We start from the raw sequence: 19,164 nt of genomic DNA on the forward strand, positions 1-19,164 counted from the left end.
AACCGGGATGGCGGCATCGACAGGGACCCACACAGCGCCTGCACCAACAATGGTGACCGCCGTCGAACTTGCGGCGCGCGCGCCAGTGCGGCCGAGGGAACTTTCCATCGGTACCGGCAAGTCTTTTAACCCCGTCGTTTGCATGGGAGGCACCATGTCGCTTCAGATACCGCGTCCTGTCGATCCGTTGCTGCATCCCCTTGCCACCGGAAATTATCGGATTGCCACCCCAGCAATCGAGGCGTTCTATGAACTCGTGGCCCGATGTCTGCACTACCGGATCATCGGTGCGCTGATCTACGGCCCATCGCGAATTGGCAAGACCCGCGCGATCGAATACGTGCGACTGCTGCTCGCCCACAACTATTCCCGGATAACCAGCTATCACACTCAGTGCGAACAAAAACCACGCCACGCCGAAGTGTCGTGGTCAACTAGTTTCGGACAGGCAGATAAGTTCTTTCGCTGTCGGATTCGCCTCGTAGGCGGCGGGCGACAGATAGCCCAGCGTGGAGTGCAGGCGCACCGGATTGTAGAAAGCAACGATGTACTGGTTGATATCGCGCCGAGCCTCATCGTGGTTGGCGTACTGACGCTGCCAAACGCGCTTCATTTTGAGGTTCAGGAAGAATCTCTCCATCACCGAATTGATGCTCCTATGTCAAGAAGCACGCGTCGACCCGGTCAGATCAGCCAGGATGAGCGGGTACAGTTCCCGGACGGTATAGCGCTTCAGGCAAAGACGAATTTCCTTGTTCGACATCCCTTCCTTTGTCCGGCGCTCGACGTAAGCCCGTGTCCTGGGATCGCTGCGCATACGCACCATGGCAATGGTCCACAAGACATTATTGGCGGATCGGTCACCGCCCCTGTTCAGGCGGTGTCGGACCGTCTTGCCAGATAACGCTTGCAAGGGACTCGTGCCACAAAGCGCTGCCAGTGCCGCCTCACTTTTCAAGCGCTCGGGGTTGTTGCCGGCGACAGCGATCAAGACGGCGGCCGTCTGCGGTCCCACGCCGAATCTTTCTCGAAGGCGTCGAGCATGCTGAGTCGTCAGACTCTCAAGCATGGCATCGGGCGCCTTGAGCTCTTCGTCCAACGCAATCCAGCGCTTGGCCAGTAATCGCAGCGTTGTCGTCAGCGCCTGCAAGACGGGGGTAGTCCCCAACGAGCGCAGACGTGCGCAACTTACAATGCATTGTGCGGTCTTCGTCTTGAGAAGACGCTCGCGAATATCCTGTGGCGCGCTCACCAGCAGCGCCCGCAATTGATTGATCGCTTGTGTCTTGGCCTTGACGGCGCTGCGACGAGCGACGGAGACTGCTCGCATCGCTTCGGCCACTCCGGACTGCTCTTTAGGAATCGCCGTCGCTCTTCCTGCGAGCACTGCCCGCGCGGCGTTTTCCGCATCGGTGGGATCGGACTTTCCTCGCGATCGACGCGCGGCTCGATCAGGGCGATTGACCTCCAGCACCTCAACGTCATGATCTCGCAGCACGCGGGCCAAGCCCGCGCCATAGGTGCCGGTCCCTTCAACGCCAGCGCGGCACAGGTGACCGTGAGAATTCGCCCAGGTCAGCAGTTTGAGATATCCTGCCGTGTCGGCAGAAACCGACAGCGTTCCTAGGAGCCTTCCCGTTTCGCTAATTACTGCACCGACATGCGTATCCAGATGCGTGTCGACGCCCAGAATTACTTCGTTTTGTTCCATGTGTGTTTTCGTCGTAGTGGGCGCATCGCCAATCCCACTCGCTGGACAGGACACTCACGGTGCAGAACAAAGCTCCTATCAGGTCACAAACGCTGGGCCCGGCAACACTCGGGGAACGCCGGAGCCCGACCGACAGGTCAATGCCAGGGCAACTCGGCTAATCCCAACCCGGGTCAATCGGTCCGGCGTTCGAGGCGTATATTGGACTGAGTGTCCCAACAATTTCCCTTGCGGATCATGCTGCAAACCACGTGATGCTGCTTTAGCAACGCCTGGTAGTCCTACCTTGCATACTGACTGCTCCTGTCCGAATGCAAAATCGGTCCCGACGCTGCTGCAGCGCCATCGTCAATGCCGACATGACCAGTCCAGTCGGCATGGTCGGGGCCATTGACCAGCCGACGACCCTGCGCGACTATAGGTCCAGCACGACAGCCAGATAGAGCCAGCCCTGTGCGGAGTGGAGTAAGAGACCGGGCGTAGTCGAGCCATTTCCCAGCCTCTCCTCCCCGGTAGGGTCGAGAACTGGCGCGCGCACCGGTAGGCGCCGGTGGCGATTCCACCGCTTTCGCGATGGCCCGCAATCCGGCAACCATGGTCACGTTTCCAGTTCCCGCCACGTCGAACGCAGCGGGCCGGTTTCCGGCACTACGCTCTCCTCTCTGCTTCATGTCAAGATTTATGGGACCTATCATGCTGGGCGCGCTTTCGGTGCGGCTGCACGACGAACACGATAGCCGTTGAACAGCTTCAGTTCCTCATACAGCCAACGCCTACTCCACCGCTTCCAGCCGAAGCCGCGTCGATTCCGGGAGCGCCCCATGTGGCACCTGACCTTCTTTTTCTACCCAGTCTTTGATGAAACTGAAGCACTCGCTGGAATGTCCAACAGCGAAGTAATTCACCCAGCCGCGTAACACCGGATTGATCAGTTCTACCACCCGATCTACCGGCTGCGACTGCTATCGCCGAAACACCTCTTTGAGCTTGCACAATATCGCCGTGCGCTTCTTCAGCTTTGGCGTATAGTGCGCCCGCCACACCTGCCTCTGTACGCTGCGGAGTCGACGGAAGTCGAATCCCAGAAAGCCGAAGCTCTCTGAGCGGTCCAGATTAACGGTACGGCTCTTCTCTTCATTGACCTCAACCTGCAGTTTGGCAAACTCTTCCCGAAGTCGCGTGGTCACCGCCCTCAGCAGCCACGCATGGCGCGGATGGGCATCGATCAGCACCACCAGATCGTCAGCGAATCGGGCATACTCGACGTAGATGTACTTCCCGTTGCGCGTGGCTTCTTTCGCCCGCTCCAGCATACGGTCTACCTCAGTGAGATAGATGTTACTGAGCAACGGTGAAATCACCCCGCCTTGCGAAACGCCTTGTTTGCCCGACGCCGTCAGCATCAGCTTCAGCAGATGCATTACGTCGTCGTCCTTGATCCGACGCGCCACTTTTCTAAGCAGTAGATGATGCCGAACTGTGTCAAAGTAGGCGCGCAAATCAAGGTCTATGACGCGGGTCTTGCACTGAACAATCGCCGTCGCCACCCGATGCACCGCTTCATGCGCGGTACGCTTGGGACGATACCCGTACGACCCCGGTTGGAAGTCTGCCTCGAACATCGGCTCCAAATTGAGCTTGAGCGCGCCTTGAACCACCCGGTCACGGATAGCTGGAATCGAAAGAACACGGACCTTGCCCCCGTCCTTCGGTATCTCCTGCCGCCGCGCCCGTAACGGCACGTAGGTCCGCCCGATCAGTTCGCGCTGTATCTGCTCAAGAAACGCCTCCACGCCCTGCGCCTCGATGGCCTCGAACGTCACCCCGTCGATACCGGAGCGCCGTTGTTCTTTCTGGCCAGCGCATACGCCTCGCGCAGTGCGTCCATTTGCAGACATGGACGTACAACCCCCAGAAACGCCAGGACGGTTCAGCCTTCGCCTTGACGTATATTCCCCGCCTCAGGTCCTGCAAACTGCTGGACGCCTTTGTCATCTCGTCCTTGCCTCCCGTGTTGTCGAGGAAACTACAAACAGCAGGGTCCCTTCGCTCCACCGGCGTTACCCGGCTTCACCCCTACTACGGACCCATCCGCCACCCTCTCGCCTTCGGTCCACTGTCAGCGCCGGATCGATACTCCCCACTTGGGGGTGCGGAAAAATTCTTGGACTACTTGGAGGTAGTTCATGTTCTCATACGAAGATCGCATTCGAGCGGTTCGACTTTACTCGAAGCTGGGCAAGCGCATCATACATGTCCAGTCAGCGCTCGTGCCGCCGGGCCATACGTGTGACCGGCGACGGTTCGCGTCCTGCCCGTAAAGCGGTGTGGGCAGGGGTGACATTTCAACCCTCAGATGCGGTTTAACAGGTTCGTGTTCCTCAACCGTCCCATACTCAGCCTGGAGGCTCATCTTGGCGTAACCGCTTCGCCACAAGCGCCGTTTCCCACGGACTACGTCACCTTGCCAGTGTCGGCAAGTGACCGCCGCTTCGGCTCACTTCCTCTCGCAGCAGAGGAAGGGCATGCCCCGGTACTGCAACGTCAACTCCTCCGGAGTCCTGCATTCCAAACATGCTCAAGCAACTTCACCCCCGAACGGGCGGGCTACGCTGGCTGGGCGTACTATAAGTGATGTCCGAAACCCATGCGCGATTGGGCTCGGCCACGTCAAACTGCGTGTCGAGCACGTTCGCTGCCACAGGTAGCGTATGACTGCTGTCGGTCGTCGAGATGAACTTGCGCCTCCAGCTGGTGCGAAGGCCCGCTTCGCGCATCACCACACGCACCCGGTAACGGCCTATTCGTAGGCCTTGCGCCCGCAGTGCATGCATCACCCGGCGACTACCATAGCTCGCGCCGCTCGCGGCGAATGCTGCTTTGACGTGCGCCTGTTCCTGCAGCCTTTTAGCGCTCGGCCCGGTGCTCCGGCGCGCATAGTAGCCAGAGCGGCTCACATGCAAAACCCCGCAAGCGTGACTGACTGGTACGGCCTCCTGTTACAAATGAGTTACCACGCGGTAAATCACTTCAGTTCCCGTAGACTGCAGGAAATGTGTCTCGATTTCGCTAGGAAATGTGTCACTCGCGACGCGCGAACCGTCAAACGAAAAAAATCACCGAGCTTTCAAAGAGTTGGCGGATGCGCAGGAAATGTGTCACCGCCCCCGCCGGCAAAAGCGTCGCTATAGAGCCGCGGTAGGTCTGTCGGCCCATTCGCGTCGAAGCCGATCAGGAAGCGTCTGTTCGCTCCTGCGCTCCCATCATCCCGAGCAACGCTCAAGGTGTAGCCGGGTGAAGGCTCTGCGTTGCTCCAGTTGCATCCGCCAAGCCTTGCTGGGCCGCCACCCTTAACCACCGAAGCGCTCTCGGCAATACGAGCAACGGTAGGGCGCCTCGAGAAGCTGTAGGCAAACGTGATGAGGTGCTTGACGGCCGCAGCGTCGACATATCGCCTCCAGCGCACAACGATGCGCGGGACATCGCGTCACGCTCTCGATCTGATGCAAGACGCTATGGTAGCCGCGCGCCATGCAAAGCCGACAGTGGCGGAACACCTCGCTGTGGCGTCGCCGCTCAGTTCGCTCGAGCAGTGCCGCTCGCAGCGCTTTTGTCGGCAGGCCCAGAACGTCGTGCAATTGAACAACGTCGACTTCGCCTGGTTGCGGCGCGAAGCCGTCGTAGGGATCGATGTCCGGCCTTATTAGTCGCGCCCCAACGATGCCAGGCAGCGCATTGGCCTTCTCGAATTTCCATAGGATCGAGATAAGCGACTCGTACGGATCGAGCCACTTGCTGTAGAAGAGGTAGCCGAGCGCCGGTGCGAGCTTACTCTCGTCGAGCGTGAGAATCGGAAAGCTCAGCGGCCGCGGCATCGCCGCGCTATGGAGCGGCAACGAGCACGCGTCCAGTTGCTTGGCGCGATTGGACATAGCCGCTATGCCGTACTGCATGTTCCCACAAGACGGGCTCCGGACAGTAGCCCGGCTGGTCCCTGAGCTCGCTGTCCTTGAGCACGATTTCGACCGCCCGTACAAACGATTCCATTGGAATTTCGAGCTTTCCCGCCGAATTGGCCTTATGATGCGCCGCCTCGAATGCCTGCCACAGCACGTCGGCGTCCGTGGCCAGGCGATAGCCGGCATCAAAGGCCTGCGGAACATAGAAGCGCGTAAAACTCCAGTGGCTGCCCTCCGGATAGGCCGTGTGATCGTATCCGTTCAGGCAGGTTGCCACATCGTCGGCGTTGCGGATGCCGTAAAACGCCAGTTCTTCCACCATCAGGCGCGCGACGATCTGCGTCTTCCCTGCCACCTCCATGGCGGTCTTCTGCGCGAGCAGTTCCTGCTGACCGACGAGAAAGGTGAACAGCTTGATCTGCTGCCGATCCAACGCGTCGTGGACATCACGGAGCCACTCGTATTCGTTCTCGTTGTACCGCTGCGCCTCATCGCAGAAAAGCAACACCGTACTGCTGCCCGCTCGAGCCGCGGCCTCGCGGATCCTCAGGGCGAGGCGCATCCGCTTGGCCGGATTGGATCCGCCATTGGGATCGGGGTCTCCCACAGCTTCAAGGAGGTTCGCAAAGAACGGCCCTTCGGCATGCCGAGGCTTGTGCTCACACTGCGCATGGTAGCTCGTCGTCCGCGGATGGTTGCGGGCCAGCAGTAACCGCACATACTCTATTGCTCGGGTCTTGCCGATGCGAGACGAACCGTAAATCAAGGCGCCCATGATCCGGTAGCGCAGGCAGCGAACGACCAGTTCATAGAAGGCCTCGATCGCCGGCGTGGCAATCCGGTAGTTGCCGGTCGCCAAGGGGTGCAGCGACGGATCGATCGGACGCGGTATCTGAAGCGACATGGCGCACCTCCCCAACGTGAACGACTGGATTAAAAGACCTGGCCGGTACCGATCGATAGTTTTCGCGGTCGCGCACGCGGACGAGGTGCCGGAGCATCAAGGGCATCCGTCGGTGCGACGACAGGCTCCTGAGCTTCTGACACAACCGGATTCAGTGGTTGAGGGCAGATGGTCGGACCAGCGGGCGGTCGCTCCGTCTCGGTTGACGCCAGTAATCGCTTTGCATGAGCCAACTGCGAAGCTGACTTGCGGTTCTTCTTCGCCTCCGCGAGCTTCCGTTTGACGTACGCCTCGATGGGATTGTCCTCGGGCACGCCGCGACGACCACGTCGCTGGCCGGCATCGTTGAGTATTTGCTGGCGGAGCTTGAGGTTATGCGGAATCATCCGCCACACGCCCTGCACATGCAGCTCGCCCAGTTACGAGCCGTCCGACAGGAAGGCGCGCACACCGCGCAGATCGGTTGCGTTCATGTAGATCAGGAGGTCCTGACCAATGAGATGCGTGCTCATTGCCAGCACCCTGCTGGTGTACCGGGCCTTGTAGAGATTGATGTGGGGACGCACGCCCTGCCCCAGATAGGCGCGGACCCTGCACCGTCGCGCCGACTGCAGCAGGCACAGGGTGCGCCGATGGTATTCCGCCAACCAGGTCACCATCGTCTGCTTGCCACGCACAAAGTACTCCATGGCTTCGAGCGGGGTCACGTTATTCAGACCGCTGTGCGGTGTGCCGTTGTAGTTCGCGATGGTGTACTCGACCAATTCCTCGAGTTCGTCGAGCGAGACGTAAAGGCGCAGGTTACCCTTGGGGTCAGCGAGTGCCCGGCGCAAATCCCGAGGACACGAACCCGTGTAACCAGGCAGACGTGAGGAGAGCCGGGTCGCGATCGTGCCGAAGAAGCGCTCAATGTACGGCCGATCGTCGGGACTATATTTCGGTCCGGCGTCGGCAAGGCAGCCAACGAATTCACACAGTGCGGTCAACGTCGCGCTGGCCAGGTGGGCCCTGGCATTATCGAGCCGCATCCATTCCCAGGTCACATACGCCAACTCCGGCAGCCGTTGTGAAGGAAAGCCGTCCTCGGGTCCGAGGTCTAGCCCGGCGACGGTAAAGCTGCGAGGTCGATGAGGTTCGAGCGCGTTCTCGATCGTTTTGATCACGTCATAGCGGCTGTATTTTCTCGCAATCACGATCTGATAGCCCAGGACGGCGCGCGTGCAGACGTCGATGATGACAAGCAGCCAGACTCGCTCCATCTCGAACTCGTGCTCAATACCAGGCGGATCATGGACCACTACCTTGAGCCGGACATCGAGGCGGTGTCCGTCAAATTCGACGACCTGATATGGGCGGGTCGCCGCAGGCGTGGGGGCATCGTCGCTCCGACGTGGCAAGCCCTTGAGATGCGAAGCGCCTGCTGAACGGGCTGCGGTGCCAAGCTGCGCAAGAGCTCCGCCTTTAATCGTTCCCCGAGCGATCGAATCGCATGTCCCGAGGTGTTAAACGGATAGTCTGCCGCGCTCAGGCCAACCGCTCGGCATTGGCGCAGAAAATCCTGGTGTACCGCCTGCAGACCATGCAGCCGAGTGCGCAACTCTCCGTCCGTGTGCAACTGATGAAGCCGCACTTTGCGTTGCTTGATTTGTAGCAGCAGCCAGCCCGCCAATGCCGGGTAGCGTTCCAGCAACTGTGATAATGCGCCCGCCGCCCCTACCCGCTCGACGCGCTCCTTCACGTCACGCACGCGAATGTAATCGGCGGTGCGCGCATAGCGAACCAGCGCGCGAAAGCCGAAGGGTCGCCCGTCCGGATGCGTCAACATAGCGCGCCCGAGCCAGCGATACAATTGACGCCGATTGATGCCCGCCGCGTCCTTAATCTGTTTGATCGAGTCGCCACGCACATACGCCATCACCGCTTGCACGCGTCTCTCGAACATGAGCCGCGTCGCGTCGTCGAGTTCCGTATGGGCAACGGTAGGCCAGGCGCTCACGTCAACCGCCTCGAACTGTGCGTTGAGGCGGCTCATCAGATCGCCCCCGCGGCCACAAATGAGGTCAGCAGCGACAGGGGCTGCGTGTGAAGCTCCGGCGCGCTAACCTTGCCCTGGTGCAGCAGGCTGAATGGGGCTGCCCGAACCAAGACCGATCGCCCGCGGAGAACTCCCGCTCAACGCGTCGGCCAACCGTTTGGGCCTAGCGAGAAATCGCTCAATCGGTCTCGATAAGGACGGCAACACGAGCTTCCGGTTCGCAATGAGGCACGGCAGCATGCCCTGCCAGTTGCCGATCCCACACCCGTGCGGCAATTAGCTCGCCCGCAGCGACGCGCCGGATAGTCAACGCTTTGCCGTCAAGCGCACGTGATGCATCCGATATCTCATCGTCGACTCGCGAATCGTAAAGGACTACTACGTCCTGCCGGTCGACATACCGAACCCAAAAGTCGGCAAGAAGCTGGTGGCCATCGAATTGCACATACCTTGGTCTCTCGCAAAACGTCACGACCGCCGGGTTCGCCTCGAGCACTATCCATGGCTCGAGCGAGGGGCGCGTGTAGAGCGTGAGACGTCGCGAGAGCTTCAGACTGAAGGCTTCATAGCGATGCGCGCCGCGAGGACGTGCGTTGTTAAATCCCCGCAAGAAACGTAATTTTATCATCGGCAACGTACCGGTTTGCCCGATTATGTTTAGATCTGGTACAAAACGACCCGGGCATCCGCGCATCTGACAGTGGCGTGATAGCGGTTTCCCACGTCAGCTTGCTCACTACAAAATACGTATCGTCCGCTACGTTTTTTTGCGTCATTACGTGTGCATATACACGTAGACAGCACTAGGCGGGCTAGCTGCTCGCCGACCGCGCCGAGTCGTGAAACAATCCCAAGAAAAGCTGGCAAAATTGGCCGCAAAGCCTTGCCGCCAGTGATTCTTCGGACGTTGAAGTTGATCGTCGCGCTGTTTCACGGACATGTTGGGTGGGCAGTACCGAGGCATGTGGCCTTTCAGACAGTCTCTTCTTTCGCGTAGCATTTCCGACTTTCACTTCTTCGCGCGCAGAAGCAAAAGTGATTACGGCACAGACGACAACCCATCCATCCTCCACTGCTCGCTGACGAGAGGTGCTGCAACTTTCCCTTCAACCGACGCCGCACCCACTCACCGCGCTGCGTGCGTTCGTGCAGCGCGTGCCGCCGGTGGCTATCGCGCGCCTGTATTTCAGCGAGGACAGCGATGGCAATGCCCCCACCGCCGGATGGCTCAACACGTATCTGCGACAGATGCAGATCGGTGAACCTCGTGATTGACCATGGATCCCCGGTGCTCGCCGATCACCTCGAAGCGTCAGCACGGCAGCGCACGGCTTAGCTCGGTTACGCTGAAAATGGTCGAGCAGGCGGCAGCGCTTGCAGTAGCGCGACCCGATGCCCGGGTCGGCGTGTGGGTTCCGTCCGCTCGTGTGACTCCGGCTGAAGGGCGAAGGGATCAGGACGCTGGGCGATCTGGTGGCGTTCTGTAACCGGCGCGGAGGCAGCTGGTGGCGACCGGTGCCGCGGATCGGTGCGGGCCGGGCCCGGCATATCGTCGCGTGGCTACGGCAGCACGAGGCGTCGAACGGTGAGGGGGTCTTCGATGATGTGGAACTCGAGGACGCCCTCGTCTCGGCTGACTTGGCGGTCGTTGATGGGCCGCGCAGCGCACTTGTGCCGCTCGAATGGATGACCGTCAGCGCCGCTCTTTCCGGCACAACGGGCGCCAACCGGTCTAACGCTTTCTCGTTCATCCAGGCGCGCAACGGTCTGGACGCGGCGCGCGCCTACCTCAACCGCTATCGGGATCAGGCAAAAACGTTGCGGGTTTACACGGAGCTGAAACGCTTTCTCTTATGGGCAGTCGCCCTAAGAGGCAAGCCAATGAGCGCGCTGATGGTCGAGGATCGCGAAGCGTACAAGGACTTCCTCGCTCCCCCTCCTCTTCCTTTGTCGGGCCTCGGGCGCCGCGCGCCTCGCCGCGCTGGCGCCCTTTCGCGACCGACGCACTCACACCAGAGTCGCAGCGTTATGCGACACGGGTGCTACGTGCGCGTTCGCGTGGCTGGTCGATGTCCTATATCTGACAGGCAGCCCGTGGACGGCCTTGAACGATCCGCGGGTGGTAAAACGGGAGGCCAGCATCCGCATCGACCGGGCACTTCCCGGAGATCTAAGGGAGCGCGCTCGGGCGTTCGTGGACCGGGCATGCAAACCCGTCGGCGCGAAGCAGTGGCGCATCGCTCGCGCCCTGCTACTGCTCATGGGGGACTCTGGGCTAAGACGGGAAGAGACGGCCGGCGCGATGCGTGCCCGGCTGGCGGTTTCACCTCACAGCACACGTGTGCATCCGGTCTGGCAACTGACCGTGGTCGGCAAGTGAAACCGGGAGCCCACGGTCCCGGTCAGCCCCGCTACGGTGTCCGCGTTGCGCGCCCGCTGGCGCGACAGAGGCGAACCTTTTGACGGCCCGCACCCGGCTGCCTCGCTGTCCCTTCCGCTGCTCGCGCCACTCGTGGTGCCAAGTTTCAGGGCAGCTGAGGCCAAGCTTGCTAATACTGACGCCCCCTTGGGTTACTCGACACAGTGCGTCTGGAAACCGGTCCGGTGGGCGATGAAAGGTTTGCTAGAAGGCATGGTCGGACTGTCCGAAGCAGAGCGGATGGTGCTTCATGAGGCGTCGCCGCCCGCGTTTTGGCACACGTTCGGAACACATGCTGCGGCCGAGGAGGTGCCGATCGACGTAATCCAGCGCGCGATCGGGCACAATAGCATGCAGACAACTTTGATTTACGTTCAAGCGGAGCAGCGTCGAATGGCGCACGAATTCGAGCGCTTCTACGCCAGCGACCCACAAGTGAATGAATGACAAACGGCGCTCGCGATTTTCGGGTAGTCGCCTGTCGCTCCCCCGCCCCTACCTCGACCGCTCGATTGAGAGCGAGCATCGTCACTGCGCTTGGCGCTTAACCCGAAGGCAGCGTCAACTGAGAGTTTCTAGGAGTTCTGCTATGGCGTCACGGCCAGTAGCACCCTTCTGACATCCTTCTATCAGAATGTGATGGGAGCTCGCGCTAATCGCGCAGTTTAGCGCGAAGCGCCACCATGGCGCCGTTAGCGCAAATTCAGTATATAAGGCAGCTGCGCTGGTTCGATTGCAACGGTTACTAAGCGCTAGGGACAAGCAGCGCGGGAACGCCTCACCCGTCGTTCCATTGGCGATTAAACCTCGGTGAAGTTTCAGAGAGAGCGTCCCCGCCGCTTTGCCAATTTAAATGGCGGAAGCGGGCGCACCGGTGATTCGCGCCGGTGCCGAAAATACTCCAAGCCCTTGATTCTATTGGATATCCAAATTGGATTGACCGCCGCCACAGATAGACACGACGACTAAGTTATTGATTCTAATGAATTTCCAATTTGGATGCTCAGTGCCATTACGTGTTTTCAATTTCAGACTGGATGAACTTCGCGATCCGGCGCGCCCATTCTTCTGCCATCGCCTCTCCATCTTTTCCAGAGAAGCGCAGCCCCACGACCCCGCTCCTCACCGACACGTCACAAAACTTCCGCTTGCCAGTATTAATTGTCATCACCGACGGCTGTGCCGCCTTCGGACGAGCTGGGGAGGCTAAGGCCAGAGCTTTCTCCTGCGTCATGTCGACTGAATTAACCAAAGCATTGATTGCCTTCGTCACCTCTTCCACTCGCCCTTGCTGTGCCAACGAGGCGAACTTCGCGGCAGCGGTGCCACCGAGTTTGTGAGGTCTGGTCGCCACGACTTGTTTCGCAGCGTCCGGTAAGTTTTCAAACGACAAAATTCGAGCCACGTGGCTTTGCGCCAGCCCTGACATACGGGTGATATCCGCCTGAGACAGGCCAAGGTTCCGCTGAATTCTCTTAAACTGCCGGTATTTTTCGAAATCTGGAAGTGCCGGTGCGAGCAAATTCGAGAACGCCGCACCTAACTCCACCTCAGCATCCGTTCCGTTGAACGGTACACCACGAATGGTCGTGCGATTCAAATCATCGCGGTAAATCGCTACTCGGTTATTTCCAGAAATGATCTCGTTCCGACCGTCGCCCAGCGGTCGATAAACAATAGGATGCACGAGCGGATTGCGCTCGAGATTTGCACGAAGCTCCTTGTACTCTTCCTCAGAGAGAACTCGACGTCGGCCAGGCACCTCGACGAGAGTCTCGATCGCGATTTCTTGAGAGGACCCGACTCCGGCGGTCTCAAGCTCCTCAATTCGCTTCATCGCTGACTGGAGTTCTCGCTCCTTCTCTGCAAGGAGGGGAAAGGAAGCCATCAATTGCCCAGGCGCCGTTTTCGGTCGTCCGGAGGGATCGTCACCGGTCTTCTGAATGCGTGGAGACGTTCCTATGGAAGCGGCCTTGGCCGCTAGTCGGTCTTTAATGCTCATTCGGCCTCCTGGCCCGCGTGCCACAACGCAACAAGTTGCTGATCGATAATCTCGGCAAACCGATCGTAGGCCTCGCGCGCCCGCTGATAGGTTTTCAGACTGCCTTGGTACCTCGAAATGTCGTAGACCGTCCCGAACTCCGCCGCGGCGGTTTGCGTAACCGCAGTCGTCGGAATCTCAACCGGGAGCACCAAGCCTTCATAAGTTTTGTTAATCCAATCCCGTACGATAGGCGTCGCCGCTTGACTCTGATCGACCTTTGCAAGAAGAACGTGAATAAAGTCGAAGCTTTTGACCAGTTCAGGCGCCACCTGTGTCATGCTTTCCGAAAGATCCGAAAAGAGGCTCCAGAACTGAGTAGACGATGCGTAGTCGAGTGCGCTCGGCGGCGTCGGTACAATGAGCCCGTCTGCAGCCATGAACGCGTTGATTGTCAGATATGAGAGTGCAGGGGGAGTGTCAATAATTACGACGTCGTACTCGTCTAAGAGCGGTCCAAGCCCCCGATTCAACACGTTCCAAAATTGGAAGGATTGGTCCTTCGATTGCTTGAACGGAAGAAAAAATTCAGCCCCAAACAATGCGGCGCTTGCGGGAATGAGGTCGACGCCGTCCCAGTAAGTCGACTGGACCGCATACTGCAGGTCGTCCACGTCTCCATAAATCAATGGAAGAACAGTCTGCTCGTCAGAAACTTCGCTATCCGCGAGTATTCCATTGAGCGCGGACAAGGACGCTTGCGGATCAAGGTCAACGAGTAAAACCCGACGGCCGAACAGCGACAAGCCCTGCGCAAGCGTCATGGCTGTAGTCGTTTTGCTAACGCCGCCCTTGAAGTTTCCAATCGCAATTTTCTTTCCCTTCACCCCTGCAGGACGTTTCGCGAACGGCGCGATCTGGTCGATCCATACCCGTGCCTCCTCGAGAGTAAACTCCCGGCTTCGGCTGTGCCGCAACGTCCCTTGCGGCAATTCCGAGTCCGACCGCGTTAGATAATTCATTCGCTGCCTATCGATTCGACAAAGGTCCCCGACCTGTGCAGTAGTGAAAACAGGGGGATTTTTACGCGGGTGAGGAGCAAGCATGCTCTCGCGAACATCCACGAGCATGCCGCTTGCGTTGTCTGCGATAGCTTTTATCGCCGACAGTGGCATCGGCTTCGGAGCATGCTTTAGCTGGATTGACATCTTTGGTTTTTCAGAGCGCGCACGCACTGCTGTGTTCATCAAGGGCTCCCGGTTTTAATAACGCCCAACGTTATGAGCGCCGTATGGTGGTTTCAACACGTAAAGCGTAAATCAGCAAGTCATGTTGAATCTTGCCGGAGCTTAGTGAGGAAAACTAGGGCTTGCAACAAGTTTCCGCGCAGATTCCGGCGCATGAATAGCGTTCGACGCTGGCTGACACACAACGCCCGTGTGTCAGCCAACAAAAACAGCCGACAGGGGACACTCCCCGTACATAGCACAATCGCGGCTAGCCTGAGCCGCGGAAAGGTCATGGTTTGTGGGGAGCTTTCAGATTGACGGTCGAGCGAAAGGTCATCCTTTGTGGGGAGCTTTTCGGACTGGCTCCTGCTAGAAGTCATCCTTTATGGGCAAGCCGGACGGGTACATAGCGTTGACCGACGTCCTTTTATGCGACACCAAAGCCAAGGTCAGCCCATACCGGCCTCCGAACCCGCGCTGACCTGCTGACCTCGACATCCAGCCGCTCGAGTCGACGGGGCTCGGCTGAGACCCCACGCCAAACCGACGCGCTAAAGGTCAGGGTCTATGGGGGGATATGGGGGGAATCGGCCGCGTTACCGTGCAGCGCAGAATTCCGCCCCATAAACCCTGACCCTTGGAAGCCGAACGTCCGCAGAACCCCTTTTAGAATCAATCACTTGCAGTGTCTTTGGCGGGGCGCCCCATGGAACCTGACTTTCCCCACAAACCCTGACCCAATGACCCATAAACCATGACCGCAAAGCCCTGCTTATACCCTCAAACCCTGACCTTTCGCCCCATAGAACCTGACCGAACCGGGCTGAAAGCCCCAGCCACTAAGGCTTCGCCCGCTGTAAACGTTGTTAAAGGTGTTTGTTTTTCAAACGAAACAACAAACAGGCGTTGTTCTTCGCCATATTCCTCTCCAAAACCGTTCATTCGCACGCGGCGCGATGGGAGTGGCCAGCATGAAAAGTCATGGTTTATGGGGCGGAGGGGCAGCGCGTAATTTGTGGCACTTAAAAAGTCAGAGTCAAACGAGTTGCTGACATGACCTTTTCCACCTAAAATCGCCGCAGCAACGGAGAACACATGGCAAACCTGAAGCCGCTTAACCTTCCACCCAGCGAACTAAAGAAGCATGTCGCTACGGTTCACGTGAGCGGTGAACTCTCATTGCTCGAGCGCAAGATTGTGAATGTGCTCCTGCTGAACGCATACGACGAGCTTCTCACAAAGAAACGTCATACCTTGCCCGTCGGAATTCTATGTACGATGCTGGGCTTCGATAGCAAAAATCACGACGCATTGAAGCGCGCCTTGCTAAAAGTCATGTCGACGCCAATCTCGTTCGACCTTCTTCACGACGGCGGTAAAACAGACTGGGAGGCCTCTCCGCTTATCGCCTACGCGAGCATCAAGAGCGGCACTTGTGCTTACGAATACAGCGACTGGCTCGCCGAGAAGCTGGCAAATCCTGACATCTATACGCTGATTAACATCAATGTTCAGCGACAGTTTAGCGGCGGCTACGCGCTCGCGTTGTATGAAAATTGCCTTCGCTTCAAACGAACGGGATCAACCGGCTGGATCCCAGTAGAAACTTGGCGACGACTTCTTGGTGCAGACGCGAGCATGTACGATGAGTTCAAGCATTTTTCAAGTGAGGTCATCAAGAAGGCAGTGAAAGAGATAAACCAAGTCTCCAATATCATCGTCACCCCAGAGTACAAGAGAGAGGCGAGGAGGGTGGTTCAAATCCGGTTTCTTGTTGACGATAATCCGCAACGGTCAATGCTAGACAATGACGAAGATGAAGACCAGAAAACAGTCCGGGGTTCTGAGGCGTTCAAACGCCTCACAAAGCTGGGCGTTGGAGATCGACTTGCAATAAGTTGGATTCAACAAGAGCCCGAAAGGGCGCTTCAGACGGCGCTCTACGTCGAGGAGCGTGCCAAGCGAAAACAGATTCGAGGTAACGCCGGCGGCTACGCAAGGACAGTCTTCGAAAAGGGCTCGAATATTGAGCCTCCGCGAAACCATCTGAAAGAGGTTCCCGCACCGCCACCTCGCACTGACGACCCGACATCGGCAGACGAAAGAGCACGACGCACGTCGGAAAAGATCAAAGCTCTGTCTCTCGCTGAAAAGCAGCAGTTCGCTGCCGAATACATGGCCCAAGGAGGAAAGGGCAACACGTATCAACACGACATCGGCACCTTCAAAAATGCATTGGAGCGAACCGCTTACACTGCGTGGCTTCGGGCCAAGATGGCGGCCGACTAGCGCCTGCGGCACCCGCGTCACTCCCATGCCAAACCTTGCCTTCAGCATTTCAATCATGAACGCGAGCGCCGCTTTGCGTTCTCTCTAGCGCTTTCCTCGCCCTCACGTTGAGGCCGGCGATGTCGATACCCGCAAGGCGGTTCAGTATCAGCTGGGGTGATGACCTACGCGGCGAGCGAGCCGCCTCGACTGCGAGCGCGCGAACGTTCTTCGCCCCAGCAGCGCGATCAGCCTCACTGTTTGCCTGGCGGCCCCGAAAGTAAGACCGTCACCCGCGTAAAGGATTTTTACCTCAGAGGGCAACACCTTTTCATTGGTAAGAGCCTCGCTAAGCCGGGATTGAGGGATGCCCATGTGTTCCGCGCGATTCGTTGAATGTAATACGCCGCAATGGCGAGTGGCCCCTTCAGGCTAACGAGCGAAATGCGCCCTGAGCATTTCGACCATCAAGTCGAGCGCCGATGCGCTGACAGGCCCTGACTCGCTAAAGTGCAACTCAACTATTACGCCGGCCGTCTCCCTACGAGGTTTGCGTTTGACCTTTACGTCGACGCCCTGGAAATCTACCCCCGCGAGTCGATTTAACAACTGCCGATTGCTTTGACGTTGGGATGACTGCAGAGCGGTTTGCGCTGCGAGTTGAACACTTCGTAGTCCGCGCACCTCTATCAACTTTAGAATCTGCTCGGCCTCCGTGAAGCTCAGATTTCCTTCGGGGAAAAGAGCTACAACGTCGTCCGGAAGCGACGAGGCTATGCGAATTGCCTGTGCGAGTCGCGATCGACTGATTCCAATGCGCGCAGCCGCTGCCTCTTGCGTCGGAAACGCCCCTGCGAAATATTTGGCTGCAATCGCAAGCGGCCTTTGGCCTCCCGATGCATAGTCTCGCCGGCCCAGCAGGGTCAAGATTTGGTCCGAAGTTTTACCGAACGGCTTGATGCTCCTTGCTTTCTCGATAAGCGTCTCCTCCCCATGCGTGACGACGAGTTTCAGCAAGGCGCGCGCGTTCCCATTGGTTAGTCCGGCCCCATCAAAAAGGCCAAGGATTTCGCGAGGGAGCCTTGACACCGCGAGAGCCCTTGAAATTAGTGAGGGCGTTATATCGGTCTGGAAGAGTTTTGACAGTTTGGCGGACGCTACTCGATAAGTTCTCCACTGCTGGCCCTGGCCAGCCTCGTAGACAGCCGCCAGTTTCAGGGAATCGTCTTTAAGTGTGCCCGTCATTCGCATTGCCTTCTCGGGGATTTCAAATAAACGCCTAGGCTACGAAGCAACCGTCCCTTCGGCGCTTTCCAGTGGAAACGTCCGCGACAGAAAATTGAGGGGCGTCGGGGACACCGCGCTTGGCGGAACTCGAAGGATGCCCGAAAAGATGGTTAGGTCAAGAAACCGACGGTGGAGTCGGCTTTAGCGCAGAGACGATGGTCTACGTAGAAAAGTCGGTATATGTGGGGGCTTTCTAAGCCCGCTCAGCGGGGCCGACTGATGGTAGGGCGCGGGAAGCCGCTCGCATCTCCGGCCTACCTTGGCTCCAAAACTTTTCCCATGGGAAATGTTTTTCGGCAATCCAACCATTTAAGTGCTTGTTTTCGTTACAGATTTTTTCGGCGGATTTTGTTGCAAGATTAGACATTCAGGACAAATTTTTGACGGCGGAACCACTCAAGCACAACCAGCAGCCGTCGGAGACCCGAAAGGCATACGAAAACGCCACTCTTTCTGGGGGAGCTGTCTGCCCATGGGAAAAAAACGTGTACCGCGACAACGACTGCGTTCGCGGCTCTACCGATAAGGCGCGCAAAACTCTGTGCCTTTTGCCTCTAAGCGCTTGTTAGAAATTGTTTCAATGGTAGCCATTCAACAAGGGTTGCCATGCGCATTTTCAGGAACAAGCGGCAGGCCGCGCTATCCACGGCCCCCGGCATGTATGCCGAGGAAGATCCATCGAAAGTCATCTTCGAAACGAGCACTCGGCTCAAGGTCGAGAGCAACCGCTGGATGCTCATCGCGTTCGCGTGCGCTGCCGTCGCGGCAGGCGCGGTCTGGACGCGTCAGCCGCCGCCATCCGTCACTCGTGTGGTCGGAGTGTCGGCCGACGTAAGCGGTCATCCGGTGGTGACAGAACTCGTCGCTTATAAGCCGGACTCCCAGGCGCTGCGCACAAGCATGCGCGACATGGCGGTGCGCTGGTTCACGATCGAGCCGGTTCTGACTGACAGCCTGACAACATCGCGCATGTCGCTGAACATCAATTCGGTCAAGGCCCAGATGATCGGCGCGGCTACTGATCAGTTCAAAGCGTGGCTGCGCGACGATGCGCCGTTCCAGCAGATATCGGCGAATCCGAAACTGATTCGCGAGGTGAACGTGCGCAATATCGCGTTGCTGGAAGACCAGACCGTTCTCGTTGAATTCACCACGACAACCTCCCAGGCGGGCTCGACAGGCAAACCGGACGTCAAGTCGTATGCGCTGACCCTGCGCTACCAGATCGTCGCGCCGACCGCCGATGCGGCCCTGACGGCGAATCCCTTCGGCATCTACATCCCGTTCTTCCGCCTTGAGCGGACCGGTGGAGCTTCACCAGCATGATCTCCCGATACCAGCGGCCCACGTTCGGCCTTCTTGTCCTGCTCG

Annotated in this window: 17 protein-coding genes and 3 pseudogenes; 6 read left to right on the forward strand and 14 right to left on the reverse strand. The window is 58.5% G+C overall.

From position 1 onward, the window contains the following. Nucleotides 1-154: 154 nt before the first annotated feature. Nucleotides 155-421 (forward strand): annotated as a pseudogene (locus OH764_RS34445) (ATP-binding protein); the annotation flags it as partial. Between the two features lie 9 nt (nucleotides 422-430). Here OH764_RS34445 and OH764_RS34450 read toward each other — a convergent pair. The 10 genes and pseudogenes from OH764_RS34450 to OH764_RS34495 form a co-directional block, all read right to left on the reverse strand. Then, nucleotides 431-649: pseudogene (locus OH764_RS34450) on the reverse strand (IS3 family transposase); the annotation flags it as partial. A gap of 12 nt (nucleotides 650-661) precedes the next feature. Continuing rightward, nucleotides 662-1,711 (reverse strand): IS110 family RNA-guided transposase, encoded by a 1,050-nt coding sequence (locus tag OH764_RS34455; RefSeq protein ID WP_498851417.1) that lies wholly within the window; start codon nucleotides 1,709-1,711, stop codon nucleotides 662-664. Nucleotides 1,712-1,923: 212 nt separating this feature from the next. Continuing rightward, nucleotides 1,924-2,165: pseudogene (locus OH764_RS34460) on the reverse strand (DDE-type integrase/transposase/recombinase); the annotation flags it as partial. Between the two features lie 319 nt (nucleotides 2,166-2,484). Continuing rightward, the gene (locus OH764_RS34465) at nucleotides 2,485-2,652 is read right to left on the reverse strand and encodes a group II intron maturase-specific domain-containing protein (RefSeq protein WP_498851427.1); all 168 of its coding nucleotides are present in this window, start codon (nucleotides 2,650-2,652) and stop codon (nucleotides 2,485-2,487) included. A 21-nt stretch (nucleotides 2,653-2,673) separates the two neighbouring features. After that, on the reverse strand, nucleotides 2,674-3,609 hold the full coding sequence (locus tag OH764_RS34470) for a reverse transcriptase domain-containing protein (protein WP_498851428.1): 936 nt from the start codon (nucleotides 3,607-3,609) through the stop codon (nucleotides 2,674-2,676). A gap of 690 nt (nucleotides 3,610-4,299) precedes the next feature. Beyond that, nucleotides 4,300-4,668, reverse strand: a complete 369-nt coding sequence (locus OH764_RS34475) for an IS3 family transposase (RefSeq protein ID WP_498851429.1) — start codon at nucleotides 4,666-4,668, stop codon at nucleotides 4,300-4,302. A 393-nt stretch (nucleotides 4,669-5,061) separates the two neighbouring features. Continuing rightward, nucleotides 5,062-5,643 (reverse strand): hypothetical protein, encoded by a 582-nt coding sequence (locus tag OH764_RS34480; protein WP_498851430.1) that lies wholly within the window; start codon nucleotides 5,641-5,643, stop codon nucleotides 5,062-5,064. Continuing rightward, a complete protein-coding gene (locus OH764_RS34485) occupies nucleotides 5,594-6,574 on the reverse strand; it encodes a TniB family NTP-binding protein (protein ID WP_498851431.1) in 981 nt (326 codons plus the stop codon). The genes OH764_RS34480 and OH764_RS34485 overlap by 50 nt, the downstream gene beginning before the upstream one ends. A gap of 419 nt (nucleotides 6,575-6,993) precedes the next feature. Next, a complete protein-coding gene (locus OH764_RS34490; protein WP_498851432.1) occupies nucleotides 6,994-7,833 on the reverse strand; it encodes a TnsB C-terminal domain-containing protein in 840 nt (279 codons plus the stop codon). 38 nt (nucleotides 7,834-7,871) lie between these two features. Beyond that, nucleotides 7,872-8,501 (reverse strand): helix-turn-helix domain-containing protein, encoded by a 630-nt coding sequence (locus tag OH764_RS34495; protein WP_498851433.1) that lies wholly within the window; start codon nucleotides 8,499-8,501, stop codon nucleotides 7,872-7,874. Nucleotides 8,502-9,698: 1,197 nt separating this feature from the next. On the opposite strand from OH764_RS34495, the gene OH764_RS34500 reads away from it, so the two are divergent. The 3 genes from OH764_RS34500 to OH764_RS34510 all read left to right on the forward strand — a co-directional run bounded on the left by OH764_RS34500 (nucleotide 9,699) and on the right by OH764_RS34510 (nucleotide 11,475). Further along, nucleotides 9,699-9,884, forward strand: coding sequence for a hypothetical protein (locus tag OH764_RS34500; RefSeq protein ID WP_498851434.1), 186 nt, complete (start codon nucleotides 9,699-9,701; stop codon nucleotides 9,882-9,884). Between the two features lie 198 nt (nucleotides 9,885-10,082). After that, nucleotides 10,083-11,072: a phage integrase family protein gene (locus tag OH764_RS34505; protein ID WP_498851435.1), complete on the forward strand. Its 990-nt coding sequence runs from the start codon at nucleotides 10,083-10,085 to the stop codon at nucleotides 11,070-11,072. Continuing rightward, nucleotides 11,035-11,475 carry a tyrosine-type recombinase/integrase gene (locus OH764_RS34510; protein ID WP_498851436.1) on the forward strand — a complete coding sequence of 147 codons (441 nt, stop codon included), beginning with the start codon at nucleotides 11,035-11,037 and terminating at the stop codon, nucleotides 11,473-11,475. The genes OH764_RS34505 and OH764_RS34510 overlap by 38 nt, the downstream gene beginning before the upstream one ends. Nucleotides 11,476-12,040: 565 nt before the next feature. Here the strand turns inward: OH764_RS34510 and OH764_RS34515 are convergent. The 3 genes from OH764_RS34515 to OH764_RS34525 form a co-directional block, all read right to left on the reverse strand. Continuing rightward, nucleotides 12,041-13,030: a ParB/RepB/Spo0J family partition protein gene (locus OH764_RS34515; protein ID WP_498851437.1), complete on the reverse strand. Its 990-nt coding sequence runs from the start codon at nucleotides 13,028-13,030 to the stop codon at nucleotides 12,041-12,043. Continuing rightward, complete coding sequence (locus OH764_RS34520; RefSeq protein ID WP_498851438.1) at nucleotides 13,027-14,256, reverse strand: ParA family protein; 1,230 nt, start codon at nucleotides 14,254-14,256, stop codon at nucleotides 13,027-13,029. Before OH764_RS34520 ends, OH764_RS34515 begins: the two co-directional genes overlap by 4 nt. 762 nt (nucleotides 14,257-15,018) lie before the next feature. Beyond that, nucleotides 15,019-15,333 carry a hypothetical protein gene (locus tag OH764_RS34525; protein WP_498851439.1) on the reverse strand — a complete coding sequence of 105 codons (315 nt, stop codon included), beginning with the start codon at nucleotides 15,331-15,333 and terminating at the stop codon, nucleotides 15,019-15,021. Between OH764_RS34525 and OH764_RS34530 the strand changes: the two genes are divergently transcribed. Beyond that, nucleotides 15,334-16,527, forward strand: a complete 1,194-nt coding sequence (locus OH764_RS34530; RefSeq protein WP_498851440.1) for a replication initiation protein — start codon at nucleotides 15,334-15,336, stop codon at nucleotides 16,525-16,527. Between the two features lie 411 nt (nucleotides 16,528-16,938). Here the strand turns inward: OH764_RS34530 and OH764_RS34535 are convergent, their stop codons facing one another. Then, nucleotides 16,939-17,751: a hypothetical protein gene (locus tag OH764_RS34535; RefSeq protein WP_498851441.1), complete on the reverse strand. Its 813-nt coding sequence runs from the start codon at nucleotides 17,749-17,751 to the stop codon at nucleotides 16,939-16,941. A gap of 648 nt (nucleotides 17,752-18,399) precedes the next feature. Here OH764_RS34535 and OH764_RS34540 point away from each other — a divergent pair. Next, nucleotides 18,400-19,119 (forward strand): VirB8 family type IV secretion system protein, encoded by a 720-nt coding sequence (locus OH764_RS34540; RefSeq protein ID WP_498851442.1) that lies wholly within the window; start codon nucleotides 18,400-18,402, stop codon nucleotides 19,117-19,119. The last annotated feature ends 45 nt before the right edge of the window (nucleotides 19,120-19,164 follow it).

Origin of the sequence: Burkholderia sp. M6-3, assembly GCF_050858985.1 — a bacterium.
GTDB classification, from domain to species: domain Bacteria; phylum Pseudomonadota; class Gammaproteobacteria; order Burkholderiales; family Burkholderiaceae; genus Paraburkholderia; species Paraburkholderia caledonica.

Bases quoted from the DNA above. Each gene is read 5' to 3' on its own strand.
- OH764_RS34455 (WP_498851417.1), bottom strand. From the start codon at position 1,711: ATGGAACAAAACGAAGTAATTCTGGGCGTCGACACGCATCTGGATACG.
- OH764_RS34470 (WP_498851428.1), bottom strand. From the start codon at position 3,609: ATGTCTGCAAATGGACGCACTGCGCGAGGCGTATGCGCTGGCCAGAAA.
- OH764_RS34480 (WP_498851430.1), bottom strand. From the start codon at position 5,643: ATGTCCAATCGCGCCAAGCAACTGGACGCGTGCTCGTTGCCGCTCCAT.
- OH764_RS34485 (WP_498851431.1), bottom strand. From the start codon at position 6,574: ATGTCGCTTCAGATACCGCGTCCGATCGATCCGTCGCTGCACCCCTTG.
- OH764_RS34490 (WP_498851432.1), bottom strand. From the start codon at position 7,833: ATGGAGCGAGTCTGGCTGCTTGTCATCATCGACGTCTGCACGCGCGCC.
- OH764_RS34515 (WP_498851437.1), bottom strand. From the start codon at position 13,030: ATGAGCATTAAAGACCGACTAGCGGCCAAGGCCGCTTCCATAGGAACG.
- OH764_RS34520 (WP_498851438.1), bottom strand. From the start codon at position 14,256: ATGAACACAGCAGTGCGTGCGCGCTCTGAAAAACCAAAGATGTCAATC.
- OH764_RS34530 (WP_498851440.1), top strand. From the start codon at position 15,334: ATGGCAAACCTGAAGCCGCTTAACCTTCCACCCAGCGAACTAAAGAAG.
- OH764_RS34535 (WP_498851441.1), bottom strand. From the start codon at position 17,751: ATGACGGGCACACTTAAAGACGATTCCCTGAAACTGGCGGCTGTCTAC.
- OH764_RS34540 (WP_498851442.1), top strand. From the start codon at position 18,400: ATGCGCATTTTCAGGAACAAGCGGCAGGCCGCGCTATCCACGGCCCCC.